Here is a 16,331-nt window from a genome sequence, read left to right on the forward strand (position 1 = left end):
TTAATGACCGCTTAATACCTGTGCTGGTTGCAATTTTGCCGCACGATTTGCCGGATAAAGGCTGGCAAATAAACTGAGAATTAACGCAGAAAGCAACACCAGCAACACATCTTGCCAATGGAGTTCGGTTGGCAGGAAATCCACGAAATAAATGCCGTCGGACAATAATTTCCTGCCGATCAAACCTTCCAAACCCTGTATAAGTGCGGTCAAATTTAAGGCCAAAATCACGCCCAACACAATGCCAATCAGGCAGCCTTTCATGCCTGCTTGCAAGCCATACCAAATAAAAATACGCTTAATAAACCCATTATTCGCGCCAAGGGTACGCATGATGGCAATGTCGCCCGCTTTATCTTTCACCGCCATGATGAGCGTGGACACGATATTAAAACAGGCCACTCCAATCACTAGCACCATGGCAATATACATCACCGTGCGAATCAGCTGAATATCGCGATACATATAGCCGAATTTACTGATCCAGTTTTGCAGGTAAAGCATCTGCGGATAATCTTGCAACATGGAATAATCAAGGGTTTGAATGTTAAACGGATCGGCGGTTTTCAATTCTACCCCACTCACCTGCTCCGCTTGATAATCCATCAACTGCTGCGCCTGCGCCAAGGGCATCAAGGCATAGCTGTGATCCAACTGGCCGTCTAAACGCAAAATACCGGTTACTTGAATCCGTTCACGCAACGGCTGGGTTAAATTTTCCGTGCCTTTTTGTTGGGAAATTAACAGAGAAACCCAATCCCCTTCTTGCACATCCAAATCCCGTGCAATACCAGACCCCAGCACCAAACCGCCATTCTGGGCAAAATTTTGCCATCCTTGATTTAACACAAAATGCCCAAGAGAACTGACTTGATCTTGCAACGCCGTTTCCACGCCTTTAATTTGTACTACTTTTAATTTCGCGCCATTTTCCACGAGAGCGGTAAAACTGACAAAAGGCGAAACGCCAATGATTTGCGGATTTTGTTTCAACTTAGCGGCAAGATGTTGCCAATGATCAATCGGTGCGTTGCTTTGCCCGCTTGCAGAGGAAATTTCCGCATGGGGCACGACAGCCAAAATCCGTTGATTGAGTTCACGTTCAAAACCGTTCATGGCACTTAAGCCGATAATTAATACCGCCACGCCCAAGGCTATGCCCATGCTGGAAAAAAATGAAATCAGCGACACCAAACGGTTTTTATGCTTACTGCGTTGATAGCGCCAACTAATAAAAAATGGCGTATTCATTAGGCATTTTCCTCGCGCAACATGCCATCTTGCATAATTAAACGGCGATTCAATTTTTCCGCCAAATTCAAGTCGTGGGTGACCAATAAGAAAGCAATCTGCTTTTCTTGATTGAGCTGTTGAATTAGTTCAAAAATACTTTCCGTGGTTTTGTGATCCAAATTGCCGGTAGGTTCGTCCGCCAGTACCAATGCCGGATTATTCACCAACGCACGGGCAATCGCCACACGTTGGCGTTCTCCACCGGATAGCGCAGACGGGCGATGTGAAATTCTGTGCTGCAAACCGACCGCACTTAAGATCTGCTCGGCACGATCCTGCGCTTCCGTTTTGTTTTGTTGCCCTATAAGCATCGGCATCATCACGTTCTCAAGTGCGGTGAAATCTGCCATTAAATGGTGAAACTGATACACAAAGCCTAAATATTGATTGCGCAACTTCGCCAACGCATTCGGTGTCATTTGTTGCAAGGATTGCCCTTTGATAAACACTTCACCGCTGCTCGGTTGATCTAATCCGCCCAAGGTATGTAATAACGTGCTTTTGCCCGAACCGGAACTGCCCACAATCGCGACCAATTCGCTCGGTTGCATAGAAAAAGACACCTGTTTTAACACTTCCGTTTGTTGTGTGCCTTCTTGATAAAATTTCGTGATATTTTGGCAAGATAATAATGCTGTATTCATTTTTTCATCTCTTTTTATTCGTAGCGCAAGGCTTCTGCCGGTTCCACTTTCGCGGCGCGATAGGCCGGATAAATGGTGGATAGCAATGACAATAATAAGGAAAACGCGATAATCGTCAGAATTTGCCAAGGCTCAAGTGCGGTCGGCAAATACATCGTTTTTGCTCCTAAGATATTCACGATAGCGTCCAAATTTAACGTCACTAACACGCCCAATATGGCGCCTACCAAGGTACCCATTAATCCCACCAATAAACCTTGATAAATAAAGATGGAACGCACTTGTCCTTTTGTTAAACCGAGGGTTTGCAAAATGGCGATTTCACCCTGTTTGTCCACCACCATCAGGCTTAAAGACGTAATAATATTGGACACTGCCACCACAATAATTAAGCTCACCAACAAGCCCATCATATTTTTTTCCATACGCACCGCTTGGAAAAACTCGCCTTTTTGTGTGCGCCAATCGATGATTTGCTCCGCCGAAGGAAACGCAGCCGGCAATTCAGTAATTTGGAACGGATCTGTTAAAAATAAACGGAAACCTTGTGCTTCGCCCGGCTGAATTCGCATTAAGCGTCCAATGTCCGTTAAATTGGCAAACGCTTCATAACCGGATACTTCGCCCGTCTCAAAATAGATTTCACTGACGGTAAATAAACGTTGCAACGGCACGCGCCCAAATGGCGTGTATTGGCTGTTTTCAGTAATCATTAAACGCACTTTGTCACCGACATGCAGGTTTAATTTCTGCGCCAGTTGATCGCCAATGATAATTTTAAATTCGCCTGTCGGGAGCAAATCCTCAAAATGCTGCTCAGACAATATGGATAAAATCGGGTCATCCGCAAATTGTCGAATCCCAATCACTTGCCCTGCGCTGACACCGCCCGCGGTTTGAAAAATCACATTCGTCATATTTATCGGCACGGCTTTTTGCACGAAATTCGGCATAGTTGGCTCGGCATCGTCGATCTTCACCTTGCCGTTCGGGCTGACAATGGCGTGTGGAATGGAAGAAAGCACTTGTTGCTTTTGATAGCCTTCCAAACCGTTCATCACAGACAGCACAATAATCAATGCCATCACGCCAAGCACAATGCCGAAACTGGCTAAATTCGTCACCAACCGTCCAAAACGATCGGCACTTTTCGCCCGCCAATAGCGCAATGCAATAAAAAGAGGGGTAGATAAGGTCATAAGGGATAAAAAATCATTAAAAATACGAGAAAAACTGCGCGCTAGTTTAGCATAGACCAAGATAAAAAGCAGAAAATCGGCAAAGAATTCTCTTCTTATGCCTACTAGAAAAACGCGCTAAAAAATCACCGCACTTTTAGAGAGATAACATTTGACAGCGCAAGCACATCTTCCTACTATTCCTCCCATTTATTTGAACTTCAACAAACGGAAAGCTTATTTTGAAAAACACCACTGAAATACTAAAAAATGCCCTTGCCCAACGTATCTTAATTTTAGACGGCGCTATGGGCACGATGATCCAAAAATATAAACTCACCGAAGCGGATTTCCGTGGTGAACGCTTTGCTGAAAGTGCGGTCGATTTACGCGGCAATAATGATTTGCTGACCCTCACACAACCGTTACTCATTTCCGCGATTCACGAAAAATATTTAGAAGCCGGCGCGGACATTATCGAAACCAATACGTTCAGCTCCACGACCATTGCACAAGCAGATTATGATTTGCAATCCATTGCTTACGAACTCAACTTTGCCGGCGCAAAACTGGCACGTCTGGCGGCGGATAAATACAGCACGCCGGAAAAACCAAGATTCGTGGCGGGGATTCTCGGCCCGACGAACCGCACTGCGTCCATTTCCCCGAACGTAAACGACCCGGGTTTCCGTAACGTCACCTTTATGGAATTGGTGGACGCCTATTCAGAAGCCACACGAGGCTTAATCGAAGGTGGTGCCGATTTAATTATGATCGAAACCATTTTCGACACGCTAAATGCCAAAGCGGCAGTGTTTGCCATTGAAACCGTGTTTGAAGAATTGGGCGTGGAATTGCCGATTATGATTTCCGGCACCATAACCGATGCTTCCGGCCGTACCCTTTCCGGACAAACCACCGAAGCGTTTTACAACTCCCTGCGCCACGCCAAACCGCTGACATTCGGCTTAAACTGTGCGTTAGGCCCGAAAGAACTTCGCCAATATGTTGAACAACTGTCTAAAATCAGCGAAACCTACGTTTCCGTACACCCGAACGCAGGCTTGCCGAATGCCTTCGGTGGCTACGATCTTGGCGCAGAAGACATGGCGGCACACCTTAAAGAATGGGCGGAAAGCGGCTTTGTAAACATTATCGGTGGCTGTTGCGGTACCACACCGGAACACATCAAAGCCTTTGCCGAGGCGGTAGAAAATATCCCACCACGCAAATTGCCACAAATTAAAACCGCCATGCGTTTATCCGGTTTAGAACCGCTTAACATTGATGATGAAAGCCTGTTCGTGAACGTGGGCGAGCGCAATAACGTAACGGGTTCGGCGAAATTCAAACGCTTAATTAAAGAAGACAAATTTGCCGAAGCCATTGAAATTGCCATAGACCAAGTGGAAAACGGCGCGCAAGTGATCGACGTGAACATGGACGAAGCCTTGCTCGACGGCAAAAAATGCATGACCCGTTTCCTCAATATTATGGCAACCGAGCCTGATGCAGCAAAAGTGCCGGTGATGATCGACTCCTCCAAATGGGAAGTGATTGAAGCAGGTTTGCAATCGGTGCAAGGTAAGCCGATTGTGAACTCCATCTCGTTGAAAGAAGGCGAAGAAATCTTTATCGAACACGCCAAACTGGTGCGTAAATACGGCGCGGCGGTGGTCGTGATGGCGTTTGACGAAGTGGGACAAGCGGATACCGAAGATCGCAAAGTGGAAATCTGTACCCGTGCCTATAACATCTTAGTCAACCAACTTGGCTTCCCGCCGGAAGACATCATTTTCGACCCGAATATTTTTGCCATCGGTACCGGGATTGAAGAACACAACAATTACGGCGTGGATTTCATTAACGCCACAGGTCGCATTAAACGCAGCTTGCCACATGCCAAAATTTCCGGCGGTGTGTCAAACGTGTCCTTCTCTTTCCGTGGTAATAACGTCATGCGTGAAGCCATTCACGCGGTCTTCCTCTATCATGCCATCAAACAAGGCATGGACATGGGGATTGTGAATGCAGGGCAGCTCGCGATTTACGATGATCTGGATCCGGAATTACGCAATGTGATTGAAGATGCTGTTTTAAACCGCACGCCGGATGGCACAGAGCGTTTATTGGATATTGCGGAAAAATATCGCAACCAAGGCAACGATGAAAGTGCGGTGGATTCTGTCGCCGAATGGCGCACATGGCCGGTGGAAGAACGCTTAAAACACGCCCTTGTGAAAGGCATTACTACGCACATCATCGAAGACACCGAAGAAGCCCGCCAAAAATTGCCAACGCCGTTAGAGGTGATCGAAGGCCCACTCATGGCAGGCATGGACGTGGTGGGCGATTTATTCGGTGACGGTAAAATGTTCCTCCCGCAAGTGGTGAAATCCGCACGCGTAATGAAACAATCCGTGGCGTATTTAGAGCCGTTTATCAACGCCACCAAACAAAAAGGCTCTAGCAACGGTAAAGTGGTAATCGCCACCGTGAAAGGCGATGTGCATGACATTGGCAAAAACATCGTGAGCGTGGTGTTGCAATGTAATAACTTTGAAGTGATTGACTTGGGTGTGATGGTGCCGGCAGATAAAATCATTCAAACGGCGATTGATGAAAAAGCGGATCTTATCGGCTTGAGCGGTTTGATTACGCCATCTTTAGACGAAATGGAATACTTCCTTGGCGAAATGACGCGTTTAGGTTTGAACTTGCCGGTGTTGATCGGCGGTGCAACGACCTCCAAAGAACATACTGCGATTAAACTCTATCCAAAATATAAACAACACGGCGTGTTCTATACCTCAAACGCCTCCCGTGCGGTAACGGTTTGTGCCACGTTGATGAACCCGGAAGGCCGTGCGGCATTGTGGGAACAATTCAAGAAAGATTACGAAAAAATCCAACAATCTTTTGCCAACCGTAAGCCGTTGCGTAAACAACTCAGCATTGAAGAAGCGCGTGCCAACCGTTTTGACGGCTTTAACGGCGAATGGGCGGATTATGTGCCGCCAACGCCAAAACAAACCGGCATTGTGGAATTTAAAAACGTGCCAATTGCAGAACTACGTAAATTTATCGACTGGTCGCCATTCTTCCGCGTGTGGGGCTTAATGGGTGGCTATCCGGATGCCTTTGCTCATCCGGAAAGTGGCGAAGAAGCCCGCCGCGTGTGGAATGATGCGCAAGCGATGTTAGATGCTTTCGAACAAAACCACAAACTTAACCCAAGTGGCGTGTTGGGTATTTTCCCTGCGGAACGTGTGGACGATGATGTGGTGTTATTCTCCGATGAAGACCGCACTCAATCTATCGGCACGGCTTACGGCTTACGCCAACAAACGGAACGTGGCAAAAACAGCAAAAGCCAATTTAACTTTGCCTTGAGCGACTTTATCGCTGATCGTGAAAGCGGCAAAAAAGACTGGATGGGGATGTTCGCCGTGTGCGCCGGCATTGAAGAAATGGAGCTAGTGGAAGGCTACAAAGCCGCCGGCGACGACTACAACGCCATCTTGCTACAAGCCGTCGGCGACCGCTTAGCCGAAGCGATGGCGGAATACTTGCACTTTGAGCTACGCACCCGCATTTGGGGCTACACGCAAGAGGAATTCGACAACCAAGGCTTAATCAATGAAAACTATGTCGGCATCCGCCCTGCGCCGGGTTATCCTAGCTGCCCGGAACATACCGAAAAAGCCCTGATCTGGGATTTATTGGAAGTGGAACAACGCATCGGCATGAAACTCACCGAAAGCTACGCCATGTGGCCTGCAGCCTCCGTCTGCGGTTGGTACTTCACCCACCCGGCAAGTAACTATTTCACCTTAGGCCGCATCGATGAAGACCAAGCTCAAGATTATGCCAAACGTAAAGGTTGGGATGAGAGAGAGATGATGAAGTGGTTGGGTGTGGCGATGAAGTAAGCCTAAAATTTACTTCTTAAGTGAATTATTAGCCTACTATAGGAATATTACTTGATCAAAAAAAGGAGAAAAAAATGTTTATTAACAACCAAGACAATCACAATATTAGAGATATTCGTATATTAAACCAAGAAGAGAAAGCCTTAGCAAAAGCTTTTATCCAAGGTGCTGTTTATGGATGGTTAAATTGCCACTCTAAAGGAGATGAATTTTCTGTTCGGATTTTATTTGGTGGTGATAATACAGACTGGGAAGGAACACCATTACAACCAATTTGGGATAACCATAAAGCAAATGGAAAAACAAATGATGAAGCTTATGAACAATCAGCTAAAGATGTAGGATGGCTGTTAAAATCTGTATTGGCTGGAGATAAGACACGTAAATTCAAGAAAATTGAAAGATTTACAAATACTTATTGCTGGATTGATTGAGTTCATTAATATTACTTGCTGAATTTATTCCCATTATCAATTCAAAAATTATAGTTATTTATTAATATGAGAAAACTGATAAATGAAAAATACTGGAAAAGAATATGAGTTATTTGTTAGAGATGTACAACAAATTTTATTAAATATTGAAGGTAGAGAAACTATAACCGTAGAACAAAATAAAGTTTTATATGATCGAATAGGTAACCCAAGACAATTTGATGTATATTGGGAGTTTAAAATTGGTGGGTATTTATACAAGACAGTTATTGAATGTAAAGATTATAGTTCCTCTATTTCTATTGAAAAAATAGATGCTTTTGTTAGTAAAATTTCTGACATCCCAGGTTTAAAAGGAATTTTCGCAACTAAAGTAGGATATCAGGAAGGTGCTCAAAATAAAGCAAAACATCATGGTATAGGTCTATTTATAATTAGAAAACCACAAAACAATGATTGGACTCTAGATGATGGAACTCCTTTAGTAAGAGAAATTCAAATTAAAGAAACCATTAAGTTACCTTGTAAAATAATTCAATTCATACCGATAACAACAAAACAGCTTCAAAACTCACATTTTAATGCAATGGAAGATGAGATTTTTATTATTGAAAATGATAAAAAAATTTCATTATATGATTTAAAAATGAACTTACCTACTGGATTAGACAAAATAGTTGAAGAAGATATATTCATTGAGAATGGTTTTCTAGAAATAAAAGGGAAGAAACTAAAAATCAAAGGGTATCGTATCCAATATCAATCATTCAAAGATCATGAACAACCACCTATAATTATTAACTCTCAAGACCATACAAAGGCTTATATTGAAGATCATATAGAAAAAACAAGAAAGTTATTAAAGAATGATGGGTCTATTGTACATTTGAGTAGTGAGAAAAAATAAAAATCGTTTTTATACCTTTGATAGGGGCACGCTTCCTAGCGTGTGCCTAATCTCACTAAAAACACTTCAAAAACTCACCGCACTTTAATTTCTACGGCACACGTTAGGAAACGCGCGCCAGCATAAATTTTCATGACTAAAAAAGTGCGGTCATTTCCTCAAACGTTTTTCATTTCAAAAAACACTTGGAAAAATGACCGCACTTTAATCAACAAATCAACGCTATTTCACCACAATAAATTCCGGTATAGCTTGTCGTTCAATGAGTTTGCCGACAGGATATAGCTCAACGCCGGCAGTTTCGGCGACAGCAAAAACCTCTTTTTCCGAATCTGGGTTAACGGCGATGAGCAAACCACCGGAGGTTTGCGGGTCGCATAGCACGGCTTTTTGTAAATCTGTCATCGGGGCGATTTTGTGTCCGTAGCTGTCGAAATTACGGTTCGTACCGCCCGGAATGCAGCCTTGCGCGATGTAATCATCAACGCCGTCTAGGGTTCTAATGTTGGCGAAATCCACTTCGGCATTGAGGTTGGAGCCTTCGCAGATTTCGGCTAAATGCCCTAACAAACCGAAACCGGTGACATCGGTCATGGCGGTAACGCCGTCAATGTTTGAAAGCTGACTGCCCAGTAAATTCATTTGGCACATCCATTTGGTCGCCAAACCTTTATGTTCTGCTTTTAATTTGCCTTGTTTTTCTGCCGTCGTTAATACGCCGATGCCCAATGGCTTGGTTAAATACAAGTTGCAACCGGCTTCAGCAGAGGCATTTCGTTTCACTTTTTCAGTGTCGATAATGCCGGTCACCGCCAAGCCGAAAATCGGTTCAGGCGAGTCAATAGAATGTCCGCCGGCAAGGGCAATGCCCGCTTCCTGACAAGCGAAACGACCGCCGTCAATAATGCGTTGCGCCACGCTTGCGGGCAATTTGTTAATCGGGAAGCCAAACACCGCAATCGCCATAATCGGCTTGCCGCCCATGGCGAAAATATCGCTCACAGCGTTGGTTGCCGCAATGCGTCCGAAATCAAAAGGATCATCGACAATCGGCATGAAAAAGTCCGTGGTACTGATAATCGACGTACCATTGCCTAAATCATACACCGCCGCGTCATCCTTGGTATCATTGCCGACAAGGAGATTCGGGTCAATAAACGGTGCCATTTCGGTATGCAAAATTTCCTCTAAAACCTTAGGCGATATTTTGCAGCCTCAACCGGCGCCGTGGCTATATTGCGTCAGCCGAATGTCGTTTGTTATGACACATTCATTCTGTTCCGCGTGCAAAGCCTGCTCTGTCATGCTTACTTCCTTTTTATTAAACGAATGGCGTAATTATAGCGTTATTGAACTAATGATTCATTAATTGAAATGCATTTCTCAGAAACAAAAATGCGGTGAAAATTCACCGCACTTTTATTTTTTAGTTTGTCATTCAAAGCAAATTACAATGCTTTTAAGATGTCATCCACACGTTCTTTCGCATCACCAAACAGCATTTGCGTGTTTTCTTTGAAGAACAATGGATTTTGTACGCCTGCGTAACCGGTATTCATAGAACGTTTGAATACCACTACATTAGCCGCTTTCCACACTTCCAATACCGGCATGCCGGCGATTGGGCTGTGCGGATCGTCCATCGCCGCAGGGTTGACGGTGTCGTTCGCGCCGATAACCAAGACGGTGTCGGTGTCAGCGAAATCATCGTTGATTTCATCCATTTCCAACACGATGTCGTAAGGTACTTTGGCTTCCGCCAATAACACGTTCATGTGGCCTGGCAAACGTCCGGCAACCGGATGGATACCGAAACGCACGTTCACGCCGCGTTCGCGTAATTTTTGAGTGATTTCCGCCACCGGATATTGCGCTTGTGCCACCGCCATGCCGTATCCCGGGGTGATGATCACAGAGCTGGAATTTTTCAATAATTCCGCCACTTCTTCCGCTGTGGTTTCGCGGTGTTCGCCTTGTTCCGTATCGGAAGACACTTGAACGTCATTACCGAAACCACCGGCGATAACGCTGATGAAAGAGCGATTCATGGCTTTACACATGATGTAAGACAAGATCGCACCGGAAGAACCTACAAGCGCACCGGTCACGATTAACAAGTCATTGCTAAGCATGAAACCTGCCGCAGCTGCTGCCCAACCGGAATAGGAGTTCAACATGGACACCACCACCGGCATGTCTGCACCACCGATAGAGGCCACTAAATGCCAACCGAATGCAAGGGCAATCACGGTCATGATTAATACCGGGAAGATATTTTCCGGTTCACTTAAGAACGCCACCATTAATAACGCGGAAACAATAAGCGCTGCCAAGTTTAATTTATGACGGTGTGGCAACATTAAGGCTTTGGAATTAATTTTTCCGCTTAATTTACCGAATGCCACCACAGAGCCGGTGAAGGTCACCGCACCGATGAAGATCCCCAAGAACACTTCCACGTTATGCACGCTGGCAAGTGCGGCTTGTTCTGCAAGGAATTTCGCTTGTTCTACGTCATTTAAACCGCTAGGCATGGTTGGGATATCATGCAAACCGTAGCTGTTATAGCCTACCAATACGGCAGCCAAACCCACGAAGCTGTGCAAGATTGCCACTAATTCCGGCATTTCCGTCATTTCAACTTTTAATGCACGCTGAATACCAATCGCCCCACCAATCACCATAGCAATGATGATCCATAATGTGCCTTCGGATTTTGGCCCGAAGATGGTGGCGATGAGGGCAATCCCCATCCCGATAATGCCATACCAGCACCCTGCTTTTGCCGTTTCATGTTTAGAAAGACCGGCTAAGCTCATAATGAAGAGCAACGCTGCCACAATATACGCAGCTTGTACAAAACCTTCTGACATGATTTTCTCCTTTAGCCTTTTCTAAACATGGAAAGCATACGTTGAGTGACGCGGAAGCCACCAAAAATGTTGATGCTTGCCACTAAAATCGCAATAAACGCCAACACACTAATGAAGAAATTACCTTGTGAGATTTGCAATAACGCCCCTACGATAATAATCCCTGAAATCGCATTGGTTACCGCCATCAATGGGGTGTGTAGCGCATGGCTCACATTCCAAACCACATAGTAACCCACGACACAAGCCAAGACGAACACGGTTAAGTGAGAAAGGAAAGCCGCTGGCGCAATAGACGTGAGCCATAAGAAAAGCACACCCACTGCCGCCATAATGCCGTATTTTTTACGCGGATCCGTTGGTTTTTCTTCCTCTTTTTTGACCGCACTTGCGGTTTTTGCTTGTTGTTGCGGTTGCGCAGACACTTGAATTGGTGGTGCCGGCCATGTGACTTCACCATCACGAATCACTGTCACGCCACGCAATACCACGTCGTCGAAATTGATGTCGATTTGACCGTCTTTGTTTTTGCAAAGCAATTTCAACAAGTTAACCAGGTTGGTACCGTAAAGTTGGGAAGATTGCGTTGGTAAACGGCTTGGTAAATCGGTGTAACCAATGATTTTCACTTGATTATCGGTGACCACCACTTCGCCGGCTTTACTCAATTCACAGTTACCGCCGGTCGCTGCGGCTAAATCCACAATCACGCTACCCGGCTTCATGGATTCCACCATTTCTTTGGTGATTAAGCGCGGTGCAGGTCTGCCCGGAATTAATGCGGTGGTAATGATAATGTCCACTTCTTTCGCTTGTTCTGCGTAAAGGGCAAGCGCGCGACGATTAAATTCCTCAGACATGACTTTAGCATAGCCATCGCCACTGCCGCCTTCTTCTTTAAAATCGATTTCAAGGAAGCTGGCGCCCATACTTTCTACTTGTTCTTTTACTTCCGGACGGGAGTCAAAAGCACGTACAATAGCACCTAGACTGTTTGCAGCCCCAATCGCGGCAAGACCGGCAACACCCGCACCAATCACCAACACTTTCGCCGGTGGCACTTTACCTGCTGCGGTAATTTGTCCGGTGAAGAAACTGCCAAATTCATGTGCGGCTTCCACCACGGCACGATAACCGGCAATATTTGCCATTGAACTTAATGCATCCAATGCTTGCGCACGAGAAATACGCGGCACGGCATCCATCGCCAACACATTGATTTTTTTCGCTGACAATTTTTCCATGAGCTGCGGATTTTGCGCAGGCCAGATGAAGCTGACTAAGGTTGCCCCTTCTTTAATTAAAGCGATTTCATCGTCGGTCGGCGCGTTGACTTTAAAAATAATGTCCGCTTGCCAAACCTGTGCGGCATCACCGACTTTCGCACCGGCAGCTACAAATGCCTGATCTTCAAAACTCGCTTTGAAACCCGCATCATGTTCAACAATCACATCGAAGCCAAGCTTCAAAATTTGCTGAACCGTTTTCGGCGTTGCCGCCACACGACTTTCATTATCAAGCAGTTCTCTAGGTACACCAATTAACATAATGATTCCCTTTGATAGATTAAGATGTAGGTAACAAATTTACCCGCCCGAAATGACACCTCTAGGCTGTCAAATTAGCCCTCACTCTATCATTGTTCCCCTAAAAACGAAAAAAAATTTTCGGCTTTTTATTCAATATGTGATCCCTATTACAATTTGTAGTAGCACATAAAAAAATTAGAAATCCCTCCCTCGCTTTGCTATCTTAGCGCGCGAATATTTTGGCTGCCGTTTCACATTCGGTCAGTTAAAAAACACTGAAAAACTTAACCGCACTTTGATGCTCAAGGTCAAACACAATGCAATTACCTCCTCTACAATCCGCCACCTTAATCCGTCGTTACAAACGTTTCTTAACCGATGTGCAACTGCCAAACGGCGATATCACCACGCTGCACTGCGCCAATACCGGTGCCATGATTGGCTGTGGTGCAGAAGGCGACATCGTTTGGTATTCCACCTCCGACAGTGCCACACGGAAATACCCAAGCTCATGGGAATTAACGCAATTAGCAAATGGCAATATGGTTTGCATTAACACCCACCGCTCTAATCAGCTCACCTTTGATGCCTTACAGAAAAAACAAATCCTTGAACTCGCCATGTATGATGAAATTCACCCGGAAGTGAAATACGGTGAGGAAAACAGCCGTATTGATTTCCTGCTAAAAGGTAAAGATCTGCCCGATTGTTATGTAGAAGTGAAATCCATCACGTATGTAGATAACGACAAAAAACTCGGCATGTTTCCCGATGCTGTCACGACACGCGGACAAAAACACTTGCGCGAATTGATCGCAATGAAAAAACAAGGCCATCGTGCCGTCATTTTCTTCTGTGGCTTACATGATGGTTTTGACCATTTCCAAATCGCGAAACATATTGATACCAAATACGATGCGCTTTTCCGGCAAGCTCTCAAAGAAGGTGTGGAAGCCTATGCGTATGCCGCTGAATTTGAAAAAACGCAGGGAATTCCAACCGCACTTCATCTCACAAAGGTCGTACCACTTAAGATAAACTCAATTTAAGCAAATTATTTGAGAATTATTTTCATTAAAGTGCTTGACATTATTTTTGAGAATAATTATCATTCAATTACCAAAACAAATTATAGATAATCACTCCAACTTCAACGCCTCATCCCCCACAAGAGGCGTTTTTTTTTCGCCTGAAATCCGGCCTTTTCCTTAAAAATAATTCAAATTTGTCGAATAACCTCTATAATGTAGCCTTTCGGTAAATTGAATAACATTAGGAAAAGACATGACTGATATGAATACCGTTCTCGCGGAACTAAAACGCGGCGTAGATGAAATTCTTTCTGAACAGGATTTAATTGAAAAACTTAAAGAAAATCGCCCATTGCGCGTGAAACTCGGCGCAGACCCAACCGCACCGGATATTCATTTAGGTCACACTGTGGTATTAAACAAATTACGTCAATTCCAACAATTAGGCCACGAAGTTTATTTCTTAATCGGTGACTTCACCGGCATGGTGGGCGATCCATCCGGTAAAAACACGACTCGTCCACCGCTTAGCCGCGAAGATGTGTTACGTAATGCGGAAACCTACAAACAACAAATTTACAAAATTCTCGATCCGCAAAAAACCCGCATCGTATTCAACTCTGAATGGTTGGGTAAATTAGGCACCGAAGGCATGATTCGTTTAGCAAGCAACTACACTGTTGCCCGAATGTTAGAACGTGATGATTTCAAAAAACGCTTCTCTAACAATCAACCGATTGCGATTCATGAATTTATTTACCCGCTCTTGCAAGGTCATGATTCTGTTGCGTTGGAAGCCGATGTTGAGTTAGGCGGAACCGACCAAAAATTCAATTTATTAGTGGGTCGCGAATTACAAAAATCTGCCGGTCAAAAACCACAAGTGGCGATTACCCTGCCGTTATTAGTGGGCTTGGATGGCGAGAAAAAAATGTCTAAATCCCTCGGCAACTATATCGGTGTCACCGAAGCACCAAGCGAAATGTTCGGCAAAATCATGTCCATTTCCGATGACTTAATGTGGGATTGGTATAACCTGCTTTCTTTCCGTCCATTAGCTGAAATCGCCCAATTAAAAGCAGATGTGGCAAATGGTAAAAATCCACGGGATGTAAAAATCTTATTAGCCAAAGAAATTATTGCCCGTTTCCATGATGACGCGGCGGCAGAGGCGGCTGAACAAGAATTTATCAACCGTTTCCAAAAAGGCGCGATGCCTGATGACATGCCTGAATTTACCTTTGAAAGTGAAATCGGCCTTGCCAACTTGTTAAAAGAAGCCGGCTTGGTCGCTTCAACTTCAGAAGCCAACCGCATGGTACAACAAGGTGGCGTGAAAATTGACGGTGAAAAAGTAGAAGACGCCAAACTTGTTATCAGCGCTTCGACTGCGGTTTACCAAGTAGGTAAACGTAAGTTCGCCAAAGTCACGGTGAAATAAAAACATCACAAAAACGAACCGCACTTATGTCATCATAAAGTGCGGTTATTTTTATCCGCGTTTTTAGGGCTAACACAAGGAGCAGAATATGCATCAAAAGATCTGGGTATTAGGTGACGCCGTAGTGGATTTAATCCCGGACGGAGAAAATCATTATTTGCGTTGTGCTGGCGGTGCACCGGCAAACGTGGCAGTAGGTATTGCCCGTTTAGGCGGTGAAAGTGCGTTTATCGGTCGCGTGGGCAAAGATCCATTGGGCGAATTTATGCTACAAACCCTGCAACAGGAAAACGTACAAACCAGCCACATGATTCTTGATCCGCAACAGCGTACCTCCACTGTCGTGGTCGGGTTAGATAACGGCGAACGGAGCTTTACCTTTATGGTGAATCCAAGTGCCGACCAATTTTTACAAGTGGCGGATTTACCGAATTTCCAAGCAAACGAATGGCTCCATTGTTGCTCCATTGCCTTAATTAACAATCCTTCCCGCGAAACCACCTTTGAAGCCATTCGCCGCATTAAAGCCGCGGGCGGATTCTTCTCTTTCGATCCGAATTTGCGCGAATCCCTGTGGGCAAGCTTTGAAGACATGAAAGAAACGGTGATGAAGGCGGTGGCATTCGCGGATGTGTTGAAGTTTTCAGAAGAAGAATTGACGCTCCTCACTGACACGCAAACCTTAGACGACGCATTTGAAAAAATCACCGCACTTTATCCGGAAAAATTGATTATCGTGACCTTGGGCAAAGACGGCGCACGCTATCATTTAGCCGGTAAAAAAGACATCGTTGCCGGCAAAGCCTTAAAACCGGTTGACACCACTGGCGCAGGTGATGCGTTCGTTGGTGGTCTTCTTTCCGCCCTTTCACAACATGTAAATTGGCAAGAAACCGCTGTGCTTGAGCAAATTCTCCGTCAAGCTAATGCCTGTGGCGCGTTAGCTACTACGGCAAAAGGTGCTATGTCTGCCCTGCCAAATAAAGCACAATTAGCGGAATTTTTGGCAAACTGATCCCATTGCTTCAATCCAATAGCACGCATCTTATGATGCGTGCCACCTGCCCCA

Annotated in this window: 12 protein-coding genes; 6 read left to right on the forward strand and 6 right to left on the reverse strand. The window is 45.0% G+C overall.

The annotated features are described in order from the left end of the window. From lolE to HMPREF9064_RS04320, 3 genes are read right to left on the reverse strand one after another with little or no spacing between them, the layout of a single operon-like run. A complete protein-coding gene (lolE, locus tag HMPREF9064_RS04330) occupies positions 1 to 1,251 on the reverse strand; it encodes a lipoprotein-releasing ABC transporter permease subunit LolE (RefSeq protein ID WP_006718431.1) in 1,251 nt (416 codons plus the stop codon). Further along, positions 1,251 to 1,937 carry a lipoprotein-releasing ABC transporter ATP-binding protein LolD gene (lolD, locus tag HMPREF9064_RS04325; protein ID WP_006718433.1) on the reverse strand — a complete coding sequence of 229 codons (687 nt, stop codon included), beginning with the start codon at positions 1,935 to 1,937 and terminating at the stop codon, positions 1,251 to 1,253. The genes lolE and lolD overlap by 1 nt, the downstream gene beginning before the upstream one ends. Positions 1,938 to 1,951: 14 nt before the next feature. Continuing rightward, the gene (locus HMPREF9064_RS04320; protein ID WP_006718435.1) at positions 1,952 to 3,136 is read right to left on the reverse strand and encodes a lipoprotein-releasing ABC transporter permease subunit; all 1,185 of its coding nucleotides are present in this window, start codon (positions 3,134 to 3,136) and stop codon (positions 1,952 to 1,954) included. A gap of 218 nt (positions 3,137 to 3,354) precedes the next feature. Between HMPREF9064_RS04320 and metH the strand changes: the two genes are divergently transcribed. The 3 genes from metH (at position 3,355) to HMPREF9064_RS04305 (ending at position 8,388) form a co-directional block, all read left to right on the forward strand. Next, positions 3,355 to 7,047 carry a methionine synthase gene (gene metH, locus HMPREF9064_RS04315; protein WP_111704460.1) on the forward strand — a complete coding sequence of 1,231 codons (3,693 nt, stop codon included), beginning with the start codon at positions 3,355 to 3,357 and terminating at the stop codon, positions 7,045 to 7,047. Positions 7,048 to 7,121: 74 nt separating this feature from the next. Further along, complete coding sequence (locus HMPREF9064_RS04310; protein WP_006718439.1) at positions 7,122 to 7,481, forward strand: hypothetical protein; 360 nt, start codon at positions 7,122 to 7,124, stop codon at positions 7,479 to 7,481. A gap of 82 nt (positions 7,482 to 7,563) precedes the next feature. Next, complete coding sequence (locus HMPREF9064_RS04305; RefSeq protein ID WP_006718441.1) at positions 7,564 to 8,388, forward strand: restriction endonuclease; 825 nt, start codon at positions 7,564 to 7,566, stop codon at positions 8,386 to 8,388. A gap of 222 nt (positions 8,389 to 8,610) precedes the next feature. Here the strand turns inward: HMPREF9064_RS04305 and selD are convergent, their stop codons facing one another. The 3 genes from selD to pntA all read right to left on the reverse strand — a co-directional run bounded on the left by selD (position 8,611) and on the right by pntA (position 12,808). Beyond that, positions 8,611 to 9,651 carry a selenide, water dikinase SelD gene (selD, locus tag HMPREF9064_RS04300; RefSeq protein ID WP_111704468.1) on the reverse strand — a complete coding sequence of 347 codons (1,041 nt, stop codon included), beginning with the start codon at positions 9,649 to 9,651 and terminating at the stop codon, positions 8,611 to 8,613. A gap of 185 nt (positions 9,652 to 9,836) precedes the next feature. Then, a complete protein-coding gene (gene pntB, locus HMPREF9064_RS04295) occupies positions 9,837 to 11,261 on the reverse strand; it encodes a Re/Si-specific NAD(P)(+) transhydrogenase subunit beta (protein ID WP_006718444.1) in 1,425 nt (474 codons plus the stop codon). 11 nt (positions 11,262 to 11,272) lie between these two features. After that, on the reverse strand, positions 11,273 to 12,808 hold the full coding sequence (gene pntA / locus HMPREF9064_RS04290) for a Re/Si-specific NAD(P)(+) transhydrogenase subunit alpha (protein ID WP_006718446.1): 1,536 nt from the start codon (positions 12,806 to 12,808) through the stop codon (positions 11,273 to 11,275). A gap of 299 nt (positions 12,809 to 13,107) precedes the next feature. Between pntA and sfsA the strand changes: the two genes are divergently transcribed. The 3 genes from sfsA to HMPREF9064_RS04275 all read left to right on the forward strand — a co-directional run bounded on the left by sfsA (position 13,108) and on the right by HMPREF9064_RS04275 (position 16,277). Next, positions 13,108 to 13,839, forward strand: coding sequence for a DNA/RNA nuclease SfsA (gene sfsA, locus HMPREF9064_RS04285; protein ID WP_006718448.1), 732 nt, complete (start codon positions 13,108 to 13,110; stop codon positions 13,837 to 13,839). Between the two features lie 235 nt (positions 13,840 to 14,074). After that, entirely contained in the window at positions 14,075 to 15,262 is a 1,188-nt protein-coding gene (gene tyrS, locus HMPREF9064_RS04280; protein ID WP_006718449.1) for a tyrosine--tRNA ligase, read from the forward strand. An 88-nt stretch (positions 15,263 to 15,350) separates the two neighbouring features. Further along, positions 15,351 to 16,277: an aminoimidazole riboside kinase gene (locus HMPREF9064_RS04275; protein WP_006718451.1), complete on the forward strand. Its 927-nt coding sequence runs from the start codon at positions 15,351 to 15,353 to the stop codon at positions 16,275 to 16,277. Positions 16,278 to 16,331: the final 54 nt, after the last annotated feature.

This window comes from Aggregatibacter segnis ATCC 33393, assembly GCF_000185305.1.
Classification (GTDB): Bacteria; Pseudomonadota; Gammaproteobacteria; order Enterobacterales; family Pasteurellaceae; genus Aggregatibacter; species Aggregatibacter segnis.